This is a genomic window from Bradyrhizobium diazoefficiens (genome assembly GCF_016612535.1).
GTDB classification, from domain to species: domain Bacteria; phylum Pseudomonadota; class Alphaproteobacteria; order Rhizobiales; family Xanthobacteraceae; genus Bradyrhizobium; species Bradyrhizobium diazoefficiens_C.
Map to the genome: position 1 here is coordinate 2,408,589 of NZ_JAENXS010000001.1, position 15,610 is coordinate 2,424,198.

Annotated in this window: 15 protein-coding genes; 12 read left to right on the top strand and 3 right to left on the bottom strand. The window is 63.4% G+C overall.

What is annotated here, in order from left to right; all coding sequences use genetic code 11:
- The first annotated feature begins 19 nt into the window (after positions 1 to 19).
- Positions 20 to 655: an arylesterase gene (locus JJE66_RS11370; RefSeq protein ID WP_200514357.1), complete on the top strand. Its 636-nt coding sequence runs from the start codon at positions 20 to 22 to the stop codon at positions 653 to 655.
- 174 nt (positions 656 to 829) lie between these two features.
- Positions 830 to 1,366: an RNA 2',3'-cyclic phosphodiesterase gene (thpR, locus tag JJE66_RS11375; RefSeq protein WP_200514358.1), complete on the top strand. Its 537-nt coding sequence runs from the start codon at positions 830 to 832 to the stop codon at positions 1,364 to 1,366.
- Between the two features lie 18 nt (positions 1,367 to 1,384).
- On the opposite strand, the gene JJE66_RS11380 is transcribed toward thpR, so the two are convergent.
- The gene (locus JJE66_RS11380; RefSeq protein ID WP_200514359.1) at positions 1,385 to 1,789 is read right to left on the bottom strand and encodes a type II toxin-antitoxin system VapC family toxin; all 405 of its coding nucleotides are present in this window, start codon (positions 1,787 to 1,789) and stop codon (positions 1,385 to 1,387) included.
- Complete coding sequence (locus tag JJE66_RS11385; protein ID WP_200514360.1) at positions 1,789 to 2,043, bottom strand: type II toxin-antitoxin system VapB family antitoxin; 255 nt, start codon at positions 2,041 to 2,043, stop codon at positions 1,789 to 1,791. Before JJE66_RS11385 ends, JJE66_RS11380 begins: the two co-directional genes overlap by 1 nt.
- Before the next feature lie 194 nt (positions 2,044 to 2,237).
- On the opposite strand from JJE66_RS11385, the gene zapE reads away from it, so the two are divergent.
- From zapE to JJE66_RS11435, 10 genes are all read left to right on the top strand, one after another.
- Entirely contained in the window at positions 2,238 to 3,425 is a 1,188-nt protein-coding gene (zapE, locus tag JJE66_RS11390; protein WP_200514361.1) for a cell division protein ZapE, read from the top strand.
- A gap of 261 nt (positions 3,426 to 3,686) precedes the next feature.
- Entirely contained in the window at positions 3,687 to 4,655 is a 969-nt protein-coding gene (gene mdh, locus JJE66_RS11395; RefSeq protein WP_027533317.1) for a malate dehydrogenase, read from the top strand.
- A 204-nt stretch (positions 4,656 to 4,859) separates the two neighbouring features.
- Positions 4,860 to 6,056, top strand: a complete 1,197-nt coding sequence (sucC, locus tag JJE66_RS11400) for an ADP-forming succinate--CoA ligase subunit beta (RefSeq protein WP_200514362.1) — start codon at positions 4,860 to 4,862, stop codon at positions 6,054 to 6,056.
- Positions 6,057 to 6,060: 4 nt separating this feature from the next.
- Positions 6,061 to 6,540 carry a DUF1579 family protein gene (locus tag JJE66_RS11405; protein ID WP_200514363.1) on the top strand — a complete coding sequence of 160 codons (480 nt, stop codon included), beginning with the start codon at positions 6,061 to 6,063 and terminating at the stop codon, positions 6,538 to 6,540.
- Between the two features lie 34 nt (positions 6,541 to 6,574).
- Positions 6,575 to 7,459 carry a succinate--CoA ligase subunit alpha gene (gene sucD, locus JJE66_RS11410; RefSeq protein ID WP_200514364.1) on the top strand — a complete coding sequence of 295 codons (885 nt, stop codon included), beginning with the start codon at positions 6,575 to 6,577 and terminating at the stop codon, positions 7,457 to 7,459.
- Between the two features lie 137 nt (positions 7,460 to 7,596).
- Positions 7,597 to 10,566 (top strand): 2-oxoglutarate dehydrogenase E1 component, encoded by a 2,970-nt coding sequence (locus JJE66_RS11415; RefSeq protein ID WP_200514365.1) that lies wholly within the window; start codon positions 7,597 to 7,599, stop codon positions 10,564 to 10,566.
- A gap of 183 nt (positions 10,567 to 10,749) precedes the next feature.
- Entirely contained in the window at positions 10,750 to 11,985 is a 1,236-nt protein-coding gene (odhB, locus tag JJE66_RS11420) for a 2-oxoglutarate dehydrogenase complex dihydrolipoyllysine-residue succinyltransferase (RefSeq protein WP_200514366.1), read from the top strand.
- A gap of 67 nt (positions 11,986 to 12,052) precedes the next feature.
- Entirely contained in the window at positions 12,053 to 12,802 is a 750-nt protein-coding gene (locus tag JJE66_RS11425; RefSeq protein WP_200514367.1) for an SDR family oxidoreductase, read from the top strand.
- Between the two features lie 55 nt (positions 12,803 to 12,857).
- On the top strand, positions 12,858 to 14,258 hold the full coding sequence (lpdA, locus tag JJE66_RS11430; RefSeq protein WP_200514368.1) for a dihydrolipoyl dehydrogenase: 1,401 nt from the start codon (positions 12,858 to 12,860) through the stop codon (positions 14,256 to 14,258).
- A 34-nt stretch (positions 14,259 to 14,292) separates the two neighbouring features.
- Positions 14,293 to 14,823, top strand: a complete 531-nt coding sequence (locus tag JJE66_RS11435) for a hypothetical protein (RefSeq protein WP_200514369.1) — start codon at positions 14,293 to 14,295, stop codon at positions 14,821 to 14,823.
- Positions 14,824 to 14,986: 163 nt separating this feature from the next.
- On the opposite strand, the gene JJE66_RS11440 is transcribed toward JJE66_RS11435, so the two are convergent.
- Complete coding sequence (locus tag JJE66_RS11440) at positions 14,987 to 15,580, bottom strand: DUF4337 domain-containing protein (RefSeq protein WP_200514370.1); 594 nt, start codon at positions 15,578 to 15,580, stop codon at positions 14,987 to 14,989.
- Between the last annotated feature and the right edge of the window lie 30 nt (positions 15,581 to 15,610).

A 15,610-nucleotide genomic window follows, 5' to 3' on the forward strand; every position in this document is an offset into this window, starting at 1 on the left:
GAGGCGTTACGGAATGTTCATGCACATAGCCGTGTTGATGCTCGCTTTGATGACGGTCACCAATCCCGCTTCCGCGGAGGCGACAAAACCGATCAAGCTCGTCGTTCTCGGCGATTCCCTGAGCGCCGGCCTCGGCCTTCCGGCCCAGGAGGCGTTTCCCGCAAAACTTCAAAAAGCCTTGCAAGCCAAAGGCATAGAGGTCGACATGATCAATGCGGGGGTGTCGGGCGACACCTCCTCCGGCGGCCGCGACCGGCTCGACTGGTCGGTGCCTGAGGGAACCGAGGGGGTCATCCTCGAGCTCGGCGCCAACGACGCGATGCGCGGCATCGATCCCGACTTGACGCGCGCGGCGCTGACCGACATCGTTCAGCGTCTCAAGGCGCGCAAGATCGCCGTGATGCTGTGTGGCATGCTGGCGCCGCCGAATTTCGGCGCGGACTATGGCGCGCGCTTCAATTCGATTTATCCGGATCTGGCGAAACAGTTCGACGTGCCGCTCTATCCGTTCTTCCTCGACGGCGTCGCCGCCGACGCGAAGCTCAATCAGGCCGACGGCATTCATCCGACCGCTGAAGGCGTCGACATCATCGTCAACAACATGCTGCCCACGGTGGAGGCATTCCTGCGCACGATCGGCGAGCAACGCCGTTGAAAAGCAGGCAACGCTAACCCTAACACCCAGGGTTTTCCCGGTGTAGCCTTGGCAACACTTCGCAGAGTCACACAACTGCGATAGGAATCAGAGTACCGGTGATTCGTCGCTGGCTCTAAAATTTGGATATGATCTTTCCTAGGGATCATGCCCAAGCATCGGGAGTGCGAAACGATGCCGCGTTTGTTCACTGGTCTGGAAATTCCGGCCGAGATCGGCCAGTCGCTTTCCAATCTGAGGGGCGGCCTTCCCGGCGCCCGGTGGATCGATCCCGAAAATTATCACGTCACTCTGCGCTTCATCGGCGATATCGATGGCATGTCTGCCAACGAAATCGCCTCGATGCTGTTTCGCGTCGACCGCAAGCCGTTCGAGGTCAAGGTGCAGGGGCTGACGAGCTTCGGCGGCCGCAAGCCGCGCGCGGTGGTCGCTACCATCACACCGAGCAAGCCGCTGATGGACTTGCAGGCCGAGCTCGAGCGCATGATGCAGCGGATCGGCCTCAACCCGGAGGGACGCAAGTTTATCCCGCATGTCACGCTGGCCCGGCTGCACGACGCCACCGACCGTGACGTCGCCGACTATCTCTCGCTCCGCGGCTACTTCCCGAGCAAGGCGTTCACAGCCGAACGCTTCGTGCTGTTCTCGTCCCGCGCATCGACCGGCGGCGGTCCGTATGTGGTCGAAGACGCCTACGAGCTGTGTGAGTAAGGTCTTTACTTTGGTACGCTATCGCAGCGGCGCCACGCCTGATCGAATGATGTCGGTCTTTGCAAAGTCCTTGCCTTTGAACAGCAGGGGTTCGGTGCGGGTCATAGCCAGCGCGTACGAGAAGCAATCACTGTAGTTGAGCGACGCGACGTGACGTCCCTTGCCGTAGCGCCGCCACGCGCGCCGTGCTGCATCGGCCTGTCCCGCATCGACCGCCACGACCTCGGCGCCGATCTTGACGAGCCAGAGATCGAACTCGCGCCCACCCGCATCGCCTAGCCGTGTCTCGATCACCATCGTTGCTTCAAGCACCGTTGCCGCAGAGATCAGGCGGATCGGATCGTCTGCGATCAGTCGCTCAATATCCGCTGCATCGTCTTCGTTGAGCGCGATTGCCACGATCGCCGATGTGTCGATCACCATCAGCGCGGCAATCCATGCTCGTCGTATCCGAGAATTTCCTCAGGCGTACGGTCATCCACGATTCGCATTTCGCTCCAGCGTCGCCTGATCTCGGCCATGTCGTGCAGCAGTGCGTCTTTGCGAGGTTGACCGCCGAGCCGACGCAATCGCTCTTCAATGGCGCGCTTGGTCGCTGTCGTAATGTTCTCTCCGGTCAATTGCGCCAGACTCCGCGCTAATTGCTCCGTCTCCGGGTCCTTGATGCTAAGCGCCATGTTGAGGTTCCTTGGTTCCTCAATAGGTATATTCTAGCCCGGCTGAGCGCAAGAATAGATCCGTTCGGCTGACCCCAACACCTACGCGTCGGTTCTTATCCACCCTGCGCCATCTGCCCGCGAAGAACCGGACGCATAAGCCGTTGCGCCAATACGCAGTTGCAATTTCCGCCGGTCTCTGGCGGTAAAGAGCGATGCTCTCCACCCAAAATTCCTCCTTCAGCGAAGCCTATCAGGCCCAGATCGCGTCCGGCGCGATCGAACCCGATGCCGCGCAAGCCGAAATCGCAGAGGCCTATGCGGCGCTCGACCTGCGGCTCGCGAACTACAAGCCACCGCGCAAGCAGGGGCTGCTCGCCCGCCTGTTCAGCAACGGCGACAAGGATGAGGCGCCACGCGGGCTCTATGTCCATGGCGAGGTCGGCCGCGGCAAGACCATGCTGATGGATCTGTTCTTCCAGCACTGCACCATCGACCACAAGCGGCGCGCGCATTTCCACGAATTCATGGCCGACGTACACGAGCGCATCTACGATTATCGCCAGAGCATCGCGCGGGGCGAGACGGCCGATGGCGACGTCATCGCGCTGACGGCGCACGCGATCTTCGAGGAGAGCTGGCTGCTCTGCTTCGACGAATTCCACGTCACCGACATCGCGGACGCGATGATCCTGGGACGCCTGTTCGCAAAGCTGTTCGAGCTCGGCACCGTCGTGGTCGCGACCTCCAACGTCGCGCCCGACGATCTCTACAAGGGCGGCTTGAACCGCGCGCTATTCCTGCCCTTCATCAAGCAGATCACCGACCACATGGACGTGCTGCGGCTGGACGCGCGCACCGATTTCCGGCTGGAGAAACTTCAGGGCGTGCCGATGTGGCTGACGCCGGCCGACGGAGACGCCGACACCGCGCTCGATCGCGCCTGGTCGAAGATGACCGGCGGTGCCAAATGCAAGTCGCGCGATATTTCGATCAAGGGCCGCATCCTGCACGTGCCGTGCTCGGCCCATGGCGTGGCGCGCTTCTCGTTCGTCGATCTCTGCGAGAAGCCGTTAGGTGCATCCGACTACCTCAGGCTGGCGCACGACTATCACACCGTCCTGGTCGACCGTATTCCAGTGATGGACCTCTCCCAGCGCAACGCCGCCAAGCGTTTCATCACGCTGATCGACACGCTCTATGACAATGCCGTGAAGTTGATGGCCTCGGCCGATGCCAACCCGATCTCGCTCTATCTCGCCCACGAAGGCAACGAGGCCAACGAGTTCAAGCGGACGTCGTCGCGCCTGATCGAAATGAGCTCGGAATCCTATCTGGCGCTGCCTCACGGCCGCAAGGATTCCACCGCCAGCGGCTCCACCAAGGGCCTGGTGGAGACTTAAGTCCTAGTCTCGCCGCTCTTGCCGGTGCCATTCCGGGCGCGACAAAGTCGCGAGCCCGGAATCCATCGCGCAACCAACTCTGCCGCCCGATGGATTCCGGCCCTGCGCCTGTCGGCGCATCCCGGAATGACGGAGGGGGCATGCTGGCTCCCATCTCGCCAAGCCCGACAATTGAGCATCCCCCGACTTGAACGGGGGAAGCGAAAGGGATAACCACCCATCCAGTTTTCCCCTCCTCACGTGTCTAAAGGACAGGTTCACATGGCGCGCGACAAGATTGCTTTGATTGGCTCCGGCCAGATCGGCGGAACGCTGGCTCACCTCATCGGCCTGAAAGAACTGGGCGACGTCGTGATGTTCGACATCGCCGAGGGGGTGCCGCAGGGCAAGGCGCTCGACATCGCGCAGTCCTCGCCGGTCGACGGCTTTGACGCGCACTACACCGGCGCCAACTCCTACGAGGCGCTCGATAACGCGAAAGTCTGTATCGTCACCGCTGGCGTGCCGCGCAAGCCCGGCATGAGCCGCGACGACCTCCTCTCCATCAACCTCAAGGTCATGGAGCAGGTTGGCGCAGGCATCAAGAAGTATGCCCCCGACGCTTTCGTCATCTGCATCACCAACCCGCTCGATGCGATGGTGTGGGCGCTCCAGAAGGCTTCGGGCCTGCCGCACAAGAAGGTTGTCGGCATGGCCGGCGTGCTGGATTCCTCGCGCTTCCGCTACTTCCTGGCCGACGAGTTCAACGTCTCGGTCGAAGACGTCACCGCCTTCGTGCTCGGCGGTCACGGCGACACCATGGTGCCGCTGGTGAAGTACTCCACCGTTGCCGGCATCCCGCTGCCCGACCTCGTCAAGATGGGCTGGACCTCGCAGGCACGCCTCGACGAGATCGTCGACCGCACCCGCAACGGCGGCGCCGAGATCGTCAATCTGCTTAAGACGGGCTCGGCCTTCTACGCCCCGGCCGCCTCCGCGATCGCGATGGCCGAGAGCTATCTGCGCGACAAGAAGCGCGTGCTGGCCTCGGCCGCCTATCTCAACGGCGAATACGGCGTGAAGGACATGTATGTCGGCGTGCCCGTCGTGATCGGCTCCAAGGGCGTCGAGCGCGTCGTCGAAATCGAGCTTGCCGGCAAGGACCGCGAGGCCTTCGACAAGTCGGTCGGCGCGGTGCAGGGTCTGGTTGACGCCTGCAAGAAGATCGCACCTGATCTTCTCGGCCGCTAAGCGAGAGCAATCCCCGCCGAAGATCGAAACCCGGTCTTCGGCGGTTTCATTTCCGGGGCTCGCGTCGGGCGAGTTCCGGGTCGGCAGTCCAGAGATTTCGATGTCAGAGAATCCGGGTTGTAGTTCCTGTGGTATGTGGTATGCCAGCCACAAGACTGAGGTGGGCCTGAGAGGCCATCGCCCGCGGATTCAGGGAGCGACTACATGAATATCCATGAATATCAGGCCAAAGCGCTGCTGAACGAGTTCGGCGTGGCGATCTCGAAGGGCGTTCCGGTCCTGAAGGCGGCCGACGCGGAAGCCGCTACCAAGGCCTTGCCCGGCCCGGTCTGGGTGGTGAAGAGCCAGATCCATGCCGGCGGCCGCGGCAAGGGCAAGTTCAAGGAAGCCTCGGCCGGCGACAAGGGCGGTGTCCGCATCGCCAAGTCGGCAGCCGAAGTCACCGAATTCGCCAAGCAGATGCTCGGCGCCACGCTGGTGACGATCCAGACCGGCCCCGCCGGCAAGCAGGTCAACCGCCTCTACATCGAGGACGGCTCCGACATCGACAAGGAATTCTATCTGTCGATCCTGGTCGACCGCGAGACCTCGCGCGTCTCCTTCGTCGTCTCGACCGAAGGCGGCGTCAACATCGAGGACGTTGCGCACAACAGCCCCGAGAAGATCGTGACCTTCTCGGTCGATCCCGCCACCGGCATCATGGGCCATCACGGCCGCACCGTGGCGAACGCGCTGAAGCTCTCCGGCGATCTCGCCAAGCAGGCCGAGAAGCTCACCGCGCAGCTCTACGCCGCCTTCGTCGCCAAGGACATGTCGATGCTGGAGATCAATCCGCTGGTCGTGACCAAGCAGGGGCAGCTCCGCGTGCTCGACGCCAAGGTGTCGTTCGACGACAACGCGCTGTTCCGTCATCCCGAAGTGCTCGCGCTGCGCGACGAGACCGAGGAAGACGCCAAGGAAATCGAGGCGTCGAAATACGACCTCAACTACGTCACGCTCGACGGCAATATCGGCTGCATGGTCAACGGCGCCGGTCTCGCCATGGCGACGATGGACATCATCAAGCTCTACGGCATGGCGCCGGCGAACTTCCTCGACGTCGGCGGCAGCGCCAGCAAGGAGAAGGTCGCAGCCGCCTTCAAGATCATCACCGCCGATCCCAACGTGAAGGGCATCCTGGTCAACATCTTCGGTGGCATCATGAAGTGCGACGTGATCGCCGAGGGCGTCACCGCCGCGGTGCGTGAAGTCGGTCTCAGCGTGCCGCTAGTGGTTCGCCTCGAAGGCACCAATGTCGAACTCGGCAAGAAGATCATCCGTGAGTCCGGCCTGAACGTGGTGCCGGCCGACAATCTCGACGACGCCGCGCAGAAGATCGTGAAGGCCGTCAAGGGAGGCTAAGGCCATGACCCAGGACCATCTCGCCGCATCATCTCCGCTTGCAGAGCATACGCGCCTCGCCGCGTTCGCCGGCGAATGGAATGGCGAAGAGATGGTCTTCCCGTCGCGCTGGACTGCCGGCGGGCCGGCCACCTCGCATACCGTCGCGCGCATGGATCTCAACGGGTTCTACCTGATCCAGGACTCGGTGCAGACGCGCGACGGCAAGCCGATCTTCGCGACCCATGGCCTCTTCACCTACGATCGCGAGGACCGGACCTATAAATTGTTCTGGTACGACTCGCTCGGCTACACGCCGCCCTCGCCCGCTTCCGGCGGGTGGGTCGGCAAGACCCTGACGCTGGTGCGCGGCTCGCTCCGCGGCAATGCGCGCCACGTCTACGGAATCATCGACGACAATTCCTATTCGTTGAAGATCCAGTTCTCGCCGGACGCGGAAGGCTGGGCCGACGTGCTCACCGGCGTCTACCGCCGCATCCACTGACCTCTCACTCGTTAGTTTCGCGAAAGCAGACCTCATGTCCATCCTGATCGACAAGAACACCAAGGTCATCTGCCAGGGCTTTACCGGCAAGAACGGCACCTTCCACTCGGAGGCCGCGATTGCCTATGGCACCAAGATGGTCGGCGGCACTTCGCCGGGCAAAGGCGGCGCGACGCATCTGGGACTGCCGGTGTTCGACACCGTGCGCGAAGCGCGTGAGAAGACCGGCGCCGATGCGTCCGTGATCTACGTGCCGCCGCCGGGTGCTGCGGACGCGATCTGCGAAGCCATCGACGCCGAGATCCCGCTGATCGTCTGCATCACCGAAGGCATTCCCGTGATCGACATGGTCCGCGTGAAGCGCTCGCTGGCTGCCTCCAAGTCGCGCCTGATCGGGCCGAACTGCCCGGGCGTCATGACCGCCGGCGAGTGCAAGATCGGCATCATGCCGGCCAATATCTTCAAGACCGGCAGCGTCGGCATCGTCTCCCGCTCCGGCACGCTGACCTATGAAGCGGTGTTCCAGACGTCCCAGGAAGGCCTCGGCCAGACCACCGCGGTCGGCATCGGCGGCGACCCGGTCAAGGGAACCGAGTTCATCGACGTGCTGGAAATGCTGCTCGGCGACCCCAAGACCGAGTCGATCATCATGATCGGCGAGATCGGCGGTTCCGCCGAGGAGGACGCCGCCCAGTTCCTCAAGGACGAGGCCAAGCGGGGCCGCACCAAGCCGATGGTCGGTTTCATCGCTGGTGTCACGGCGCCTCCCGGCCGCCGCATGGGTCATGCCGGCGCGATCATCTCGGGCGGCAAGGGCGACGCCGGTTCCAAGACCGACGCGATGAAATCGGCAGGAATTACAGTCTCGCCGTCTCCCGCCCGCCTCGGCCACACGCTTGCCGAAAAGTTGAAGGGCTAATTCACTCCTTCGTACTTTTCCGGGCGAAGTTTCGCAGCAAATAGGATAAATGGTGCCTGTCGCGCTGAGCCTCTGCCGGGGAGCTCAGCGCCAGCGCCGTTTGTTATGCGCGAACCGAAATCGCCAGGAACTCAAGTATGTCTCGCCAAGACGCGAACGCAGCCTTTGCCCTCTCTTCCTTTTTGCAGGGCACCAACGCCACCTACATCGACGAAATCTACGCCCGCTACGAAAAGGATCCGTCCTCGGTCGACGCCGAGTGGCAGGAGTTCTTCAAGAGCCTGAAGGACCAGCCGGACGACGTCCGCAAGAACGCCCAAGGCCCGTCCTGGGAGCGCGCCAACTGGCCGCCGACCCCGCAGGACGATTTGACCTCCGCCCTGGACGGCAACTGGGCCGAAGTCGAGAAGGTGGTCGGCAGCAAGATCGCCGCCAAGGCGCAGACCAAGGGCGGCGACAAAGGCGCCGACTTCTCCTCCGCCGACCTGCTCCAGGCCACGCGCGACTCCGTTCGCGCCCTGATGCTGATCCGCGCCTACCGCATGCGCGGCCATTTCCACGCCAAACTCGATCCGCTCGGCATCGAAGCTCCGCGCAACCGCGAAGAGCTCGATCCGCGCACCTACGGCTTCAGTGAGGCCGATTTCGACCGCAAGATCTTCCTCGATCACGTGCTCGGTCTCGAATACGCCAGCTTGCGCGAAATCACCGCGATCTGCGAGCGGACCTACTGCCAGACGCTCGGCGTCGAATTCATGCACATCAGCAATGCCGCGCAGAAGGCCTGGATCCAGGAGCGCATCGAGGGTCCGGACAAGGAGATCTCGTTCACCCGCGAAGGCCGGCGTGCCATCCTGATGAAGCTGGTCGAAGCCGAGGGCTTCGAGAAGTTCTGCGACACCAAATTCACCGGCACCAAGCGCTTCGGTCTCGACGGCGCTGAATCGCTGATCCCGGCGCTCGAGCAGATCATCAAGCGCGGCGGCAATCTCGGCGTGAAGGAAGTCGTGGTCGGCATGCCGCATCGCGGCCGCCTCAACGTGCTGACGCAGGTGATGGGCAAGCCGCATCGCGCCCTGTTCCACGAGTTCAAGGGCGGCTCGGCCAACCCGGACGCGGTCGAAGGCTCGGGCGACGTCAAGTATCACCTCGGCGCGTCCTCGGACCGCGAGTTCGACGGCAACCGCATCCATCTGTCGCTGACCGCGAACCCCTCGCATCTCGAGATCGTCGATCCCGTCGTGCTCGGAAAAGTCCGCGCCAAGCAGGATCAGCACGGCGATCCCCCGGACCAGCGCATCTCGGTGATGCCGCTTTTGATGCATGGCGACGCGGCGTTCGCCGGCCAGGGCGTAGTCGCGGAATGTTTTGGCCTGTCGGATCTGAAGGGCTACCGCACCGGCGGCTCCGTGCACTTCATCGTCAACAACCAGATCGGCTTCACCACCTATCCGCGTTACTCGCGCTCCTCGCCCTATCCGTCTGATGTGGCGAAGATGATCGACGCGCCGATCTTCCACGTGAACGGCGACGATCCGGAAGCCGTGGTGTTCGCGGCCAAGGTCGCGACCGAATTCCGGCAGAAGTTCCACAAGCCGGTCGTCATCGACATGTTCTGCTACCGCAGGCATGGCCATAACGAGGGTGACGAGCCGGCGTTCACCCAGCCGGTGATGTACAAGAAGATCGCGGCTCATCCGACGACGCTCGAGCTCTACTCCCGCCGCCTGATCGGCGAAGGCGTCTTGACCGAGGGCGAGGTCGAGAAGGCTAAGGCGGATTGGCGCGCGCGGCTCGATGCCGAGCTCGAAGCCGGCTCCGGCTACAAGCCCAACAAGGCCGACTGGCTGGACGGCAAATGGGCCGGCTTCAAGATCGCCGACCAGGAAGAGGATGCGCGGCGCGGCGTCACCGGCGTCGATGTCGCCGAGCTGAAGGATATCGGCCGCAAGATCACCAAGGTGCCGGACGGCTTCCGCGTCCACCGCACCATCCAGCGTTTCCTCGAGAACCGCTCGAAGGCGATCGACACCGGTGCGGGAATCGACTGGGCGACCGGCGAGGCGCTGGCGTTCTGCACACTGCTCAACGAAAACCATCACGTCCGCCTGTCCGGACAGGATTCGGAGCGCGGCACCTTCTCGCAGCGTCATTCGGTCCTGATCGACCAGGAGGACGAGAGCCGCTACACGCCGTACAACCATCTCGGCCATGAGCAGGGCCATTACGAGGTCATCAACTCGCTGCTGTCGGAAGAGGCCGTGCTCGGCTTCGAGTACGGCTATTCGCTCGCCGAGCCGAATACGCTGACCCTTTGGGAAGCCCAGTTCGGCGACTTCGCCAATGGCGCGCAGGTCGTGTTCGACCAGTTCATCTCCTCGGGCGAGCGCAAATGGCTGCGCATGTCCGGTCTCGTCTGCCTCTTGCCGCACGGCTATGAGGGCCAGGGACCGGAGCATTCCTCGGCGCGTCTGGAGCGTTATCTGCAGATGTGCGCGGAAGACAACATGCAGGTGGTCTATCCGACCACGCCGGCGAACTACTTCCACGTGCTGCGCCGCCAGCTCCATCGCGAAATCCGCAAGCCGCTGATCGTGATGACGCCGAAATCGCTGCTGCGCCACAAGCGCGCCGTGTCGCGTCTCGAGGAGCTCGCCAAGGGCACGACCTTCCACCGCATCCTCTATGATGACGCCCAGATGCTGCCGAACGAGGCGATCAAACTCGTTCCGGACGACAAGATCCGCCGCATCGTGCTGTGCTCGGGCAAGGTCTATTACGACCTCTACGAGGAGCGCGAGAAGCGCGGCATCGACGACATCTATTTGATGCGCGTCGAGCAGCTCTATCCCGTGCCGTTGAAGGCGCTGGTGGCCGAGCTGTCCCGCTTCAAGAAGGCCGAAGTGATCTGGTGCCAGGAAGAGCCGCGCAACATGGGTGCGTGGCACTTCATCGAGCCTTATCTGGAATGGGTGCTGAACCAGGTGAACGGCGTGAGCCGGCGTCCGCGTTATGTCGGCCGCGCCGCTTCCGCTGCGACCGCCACTGGTCTGATGTCCAAGCATCAGGCGCAGCTGAAGGCGTTCCTGGACGAAGCACTGAGCTGAACTTTTTCGAACTGCGTCATGCCCCGCTCCCAGTGCGCAATTGCGCACAAGAGCGGGGCATCCAGCAAGACGTGACGTTCTCGTACATGCGATGCGTCCCGGCTTGCTGGATGGCCTGCTTTTCGCCGGCCGATGCTTCCCCGATTTCACGACCGCATTGGCGATCTCCTTAAGGAAAAGACCATGACTGAAATTCGTGTGCCGACGCTCGGCGAATCCGTCACCGAGGCCACCATCGGCCGCTGGTTCAAGAAGGCCGGCGACGCCGTCGCCGTCGACGAGCCCTTGGTGGAGCTCGAGACCGACAAGGTCACCATCGAAGTCCCCGCACCCTCTGCCGGCACGCTGAGCGAGATCATCGCCGCTGATGGCACGACGGTTGCGGTCGGCGCGCTGCTCGGCCAGATCACCGACGGTGCCGCCGGCGCCAAGCCGGCCGCTGCGCCCGCCAAGCCCGCCGCTGCTGCGCCGGCCGCCGCGGCTTCGGCTGCTGCTGCGCCGAAGGTGCCGCCGGCCGATACGCCGCTCGCCCCGTCCGTGCGCAAGCTTTCCGCCGAGACCGGTATCGACGCTTCCACCGTTCCGGGCTCCGGCAAGGATGGCCGTGTCACCAAGGGCGACATGCTCGCCGCGATCGAGCGTGCGGCCTCCGCGCCGACCCCGGTCAACCAGCCCGCCGCCGCCGTGCAGGTTCGCGCGCCGTCGCCAGCCGATGACGCCGCCCGCGAAGAGCGCGTCAAGATGACCCGCCTGCGCCAGACCATCGCGCGCCGCCTCAAGGACGTGCAGAACACGGCCGCGATGCTCACGACCTTCAACGAGGTCGACATGACCAACGTGATGGCGCTGCGCGCCCACTACAAGGACGCGTTCGAGAAGAAGCACGGCTCGAAGCTCGGCTTCATGGGCTTCTTCACCAAGGCCGTCGTGCAGGGCCTGAAGGACATCCCGGCCGTCAACGCCGAGATCGACGGCACCGATTTGATCTACAAGAATTACTATCACATCGGCGTCGCCGTCGGCACCGACAAGGGCCTCGTCGTGCCGGTGGTGCGCGACTGCGACAACAAGTCGATCGCCGACATCGAGAAGGGCATCGCCGATTTCGGCCGCCGCGCCCGTGACGGCCAGCTCAAGATCGACGAGATGCAGGGCGGCACCTTCACCATCACCAATGGCGGCATCTACGGCTCGCTGATGTCGACCCCGATCCTGAACGCGCCGCAGTCCGGCATCCTCGGCATGCACAAGATCCAGGAGCGGCCGATGGTTGTCGGCGGCAAGGTCGAGGTTCGCCCGATGATGTATCTGGCGTTGTCCTACGATCACCGCGTGATCGACGGCAAGGAGGCCGTCACCTTCCTGGTTCGCGTCAAGGAAAGCCTGGAAGATCCGGCGCGCCTGGTGCTCGATCTCTGATCGCTGATGCTCTGCAAGCGCCGTCGCCGTTTTGCGCGACGGCGTGTGTCGAACCATGGAGGCGGGCATGACGGATAAAGTCGTAGTCATCACCGGCGGCAGTCGCGGCATCGGGCGGGCGACCGCGATTGCTGCGGCGGCGCGCGGCTTCCGCGTCGTCGTCGGCTATGCCAGCAACAAGACGGCCGCCGACGAGGTGGTCGCCGAGATCGAAGCCAGCAATGGCAAGGCGATTCCCGTGAAATGCGATGTCGCCCAGGAACGCGACATCCTCGATCTGTTCAAGCAAGCCGACAAGTTCGGCACGCTCGGCGCGCTCGTCAACAATGGCGGCATCGTCGGCCAGAGCGGCGTGCGCGTCGACGAGATGTCGGCGGAGCGCATCCAGCGCGTGATGGCAGTCAACGTCACCGGCTCGATCCTCTGCGCGCGCGAGGCCGTCAAACGGATGTCGACCAAGCATGGCGGCAAGGGCGGCGTCATCGTCAATCTGTCATCGGTTGCTGCCAAGCTCGGTGCGCCAAATACCTACGTCGATTACGCGGCGTCGAAGGGCGCGATCGATTCCTTCACCATCGGGCTCGGTTACGAGGTCGCGGCTGAAGGCATCCGCGTCGCCGCGATCCGTCCAGGCCTGATCGACACCGAAATCCACGCCTCCGGCGGTGAGCCCGATCGGCATCATCGCTTAGCCCATATGGTGCCGATGAAGCGCGTCGGCACCGCGGACGAAATCGCCAATGCCATCGTCTGGCTGATGTCGGACGATGCCTCCTACGTCACCTCAGCCATTCTCGATGTGTCCGGCGGACGCTGACGCACCGGCGGACGCTGACGCATCATTCCACGTTAAACTCACGGGACTTTCTCTCATGGCACCCTACGATCTCGTCGTCATCGGCACCGGACCTGGCGGTTATGTCTGCGCGGTGCGCGCCAGCCAGCTCGGCATGAAAGTCGCCGTGGTCGAAAAGAACTCCACGCTCGGCGGCACCTGTCTCAATGTCGGCTGCATGCCGTCGAAGGCGCTGCTGCACGCCTCCGAAATGTTCGAGGAAGCAGGCCATTCCTTCGCCAAGATGGGCGTCAGCGTCTCCGCGCCGAAGCTCGAATTGCCGGCGATGATGAACTTCAAGCAGCAGGGCATCGACGGCAACGTCAAGGGCGTCGAGTTCCTGATGAAGAAGAACAAGGTCGACGTGCTCAAGGGCACCGGCAAGATCCTGGGCACCGGCAAGGTCGAAGTCTCCGCCGACGGCAAGTCGCAGATCATCGAGACCAGGAACATCGTCATCGCCACCGGCTCGGACATCGCGCGCCTCAAGGGCATCGAGATCGACGAGAAGCGCATCGTGTCCTCGACCGGCGCGCTGTCGCTGGACAAGGTCCCCGGCAAGCTGCTGATCGTCGGTGCCGGCGTGATCGGCCTCGAGCTCGGCTCGGTGTGGAAGCGGCTCGGCGCCGAAGTCGTCGTCGTCGAATTTCTGGACCGCATCCTGCCCGGCATGGACGGCGAGATCGCCAAGCAATTCCAGCGCATCCTCGAGAAGCAGGGTTTTGCGTTCAAGTTAGGGGCCAAGGTCACCGCGGTCGACACCTCGGGCAAGTCGCTGAAGGCGACGATCGAGCCTGCCGCCGGCGGCGCTGCCGAGACGCTCGAAGCCGACGTCGTGCTGGTCTGCATCGGCCGCGTGCCGTACACGGATGGTCTCGGTCTGAAGGAAGCCGGCGTTGCGCTGGACAATCGGGGTCGCGTGCAGATCGATCCGCATTTCGCTACCAGCCTGAAGGGCGTCTACGCCATCGGCGACGTCGTCGCCGGCCCCATGCTCGCGCACAAGGCCGAGGATGAAGGCGTTGCGGTCGCGGAGATCATCGCGGGGCAGGCCGGCCACGTGAACTACGACGTGATCCCAGGCGTGGTGTATACCACACCGGAAGTGTCCTCCGTCGGCAAGACCGAGGAAGAGCTGAAGCAGGCCGGCGCGGCTTATACCGTCGGGAAGTTTCCCTTTACCGCCAACGGCCGCTCCAAGGTCAATCAGACCACTGACGGCTTTGTGAAGATTCTCGCAGATGCGAAGACCGATCGCGTGCTCGGCGTGCACATCATCGGCATTGAGGCCGGCGAAATGATCCACGAAGCCTGCGTCTTGATGGAGTTTGGCGGAAGTGCGGAAGATCTCGCCCGCACCTGCCATGCGCATCCGACCCGCTCGGAAGCCATCAAGGAAGCCGCGCTTGCAGTCGGCAAGCGGGCCATCCATATGTAGGTCCGCGCCCAGAGCCGAATCGGGCGGGAAACATATGCTGCGCCGCCTTCTTCAACCGGTCTGGGTCCTGCTGGCGATCATCTTCCTGATCGAAGCTTGGCTGTGGGATCACCTCGAACCGATCGTTGCGCGGGCTGTCGCACTCATCCCGCTCGCGCGCTTCAAGCAATGGCTGTCGGAGCGCGTCGATGCGCTCTCCCCGGCGATGACGTTGATCGTGTTCGTCGTCCCGATCATTCCGCTGTTTCCGCTCAAGCTGGTCGGCCTGTGGCTGCTCACGCATGAATACTGGACCAGTGCGCTCTTCACGATCCTGTTCGCAAAGATGCTCGGCGTCGGCGTCACCGCCTTCGTGTTCGACGTCACGCGCGACAAGCTTCTCGAGATGCACTGGTTCGAGCGGCTCTACGAGCTGGTGCTGAGGCTGCGCACCAAGGCCACCGAACTCGTCGAACCGATCAAGCAGCGCATCCGGGAGATGGTGAAAGGCAACGGCGAAGGCTGGTCCTCGCGCACGCTTCGCTTGATCCAGCGCTTTCGCAAGAGCGTCCACGAGGCGCGGTGAGCGCCAAACTCTCAGCTCTCGTCCCGGCGAAGGCCGGGACCCATACTCCCAGAGAGAAGTTTGGCGAAGACTCGGAGTTCGGTACTCCTACCAAACGCAATCGATACACCACGCGGTATGGGTCCCGGCCTTCGCCGGGACGACGATGGAGTATGACGCTCCCTCACCCGTGCAGATGCAACAGATGCGGCAACCAGGCGCCGAGCACGGTCATGCCTAACCCGGCGAGCGTCAAGAGGCCGGCGATCCAGGCGAGCGGCAGTATGCCGGTGATGATGGTGGCGGATGCCAGCACGATGCCGATCTGGAAGGCGGCCGACGCCAGCTCGAAGTGATGGTATTTCGCGGTGGCCTCGTCGCGCACGTGCTCGGCCTCCTTGGCTTTCTCGGCGAGCTGTTCGGTGCCTTCCCCGGTCTCGGGCTCGGAGCGGTAGCGCGCCGCGGTCTTCTGCCAGTCGTCGATCTGCTTCTGCACCGCGGCCTTCATGGCGTCGTCGGTGATGCTGCCCAGCGTCAGCTTGCCCTGGTCGGCGGCGGTCTGCACGACGGTGCGGCGGATGCTCTTGGCTTGGAAGAACGCCCAGAGATTAGAGGCCTCGACGTTCTTGCTGATCGACTCGGTCTGGGCGCCCTTGCCGAGCGTCTCGGAGATCGCCAGGAACAGCGCCAGCACCGCGATCAGAAGGGCGATCTTCTTGTTCTCGCCGGATGCGTGCTCGGCATGCTCGGCGTGCTCCATGCTTTCGTGTGCGCTCATGAATCCCCTCCTGTGTCGGTTCCGCACGAT

Coding starts and splice junctions, on each gene's coding strand:
- JJE66_RS11415 (WP_200514365.1), top strand. CDS start 7,597: ATGTCTCGCCAAGACGCGAACGCAGCCTTTGCCCTCTCTTCCTTTTTG.
- zapE (WP_200514361.1), top strand. CDS start 2,238: ATGCTCTCCACCCAAAATTCCTCCTTCAGCGAAGCCTATCAGGCCCAG.
- JJE66_RS11405 (WP_200514363.1), top strand. CDS start 6,061: ATGACCCAGGACCATCTCGCCGCATCATCTCCGCTTGCAGAGCATACG.
- sucC (WP_200514362.1), top strand. CDS start 4,860: ATGAATATCCATGAATATCAGGCCAAAGCGCTGCTGAACGAGTTCGGC.
- odhB (WP_200514366.1), top strand. CDS start 10,750: ATGACTGAAATTCGTGTGCCGACGCTCGGCGAATCCGTCACCGAGGCC.
- thpR (WP_200514358.1), top strand. CDS start 830: ATGCCGCGTTTGTTCACTGGTCTGGAAATTCCGGCCGAGATCGGCCAG.
- JJE66_RS11425 (WP_200514367.1), top strand. CDS start 12,053: ATGACGGATAAAGTCGTAGTCATCACCGGCGGCAGTCGCGGCATCGGG.
- sucD (WP_200514364.1), top strand. CDS start 6,575: ATGTCCATCCTGATCGACAAGAACACCAAGGTCATCTGCCAGGGCTTT.
- JJE66_RS11380 (WP_200514359.1), bottom strand. CDS start 1,789: ATGGTGATCGACACATCGGCGATCGTGGCAATCGCGCTCAACGAAGAC.
- JJE66_RS11385 (WP_200514360.1), bottom strand. CDS start 2,043: ATGGCGCTTAGCATCAAGGACCCGGAGACGGAGCAATTAGCGCGGAGT.
- JJE66_RS11435 (WP_200514369.1), top strand. CDS start 14,293: ATGCTGCGCCGCCTTCTTCAACCGGTCTGGGTCCTGCTGGCGATCATC.
- lpdA (WP_200514368.1), top strand. CDS start 12,858: ATGGCACCCTACGATCTCGTCGTCATCGGCACCGGACCTGGCGGTTAT.
- JJE66_RS11440 (WP_200514370.1), bottom strand. CDS start 15,580: ATGAGCGCACACGAAAGCATGGAGCACGCCGAGCATGCCGAGCACGCA.
- mdh (WP_027533317.1), top strand. CDS start 3,687: ATGGCGCGCGACAAGATTGCTTTGATTGGCTCCGGCCAGATCGGCGGA.
- JJE66_RS11370 (WP_200514357.1), top strand. CDS start 20: ATGCACATAGCCGTGTTGATGCTCGCTTTGATGACGGTCACCAATCCC.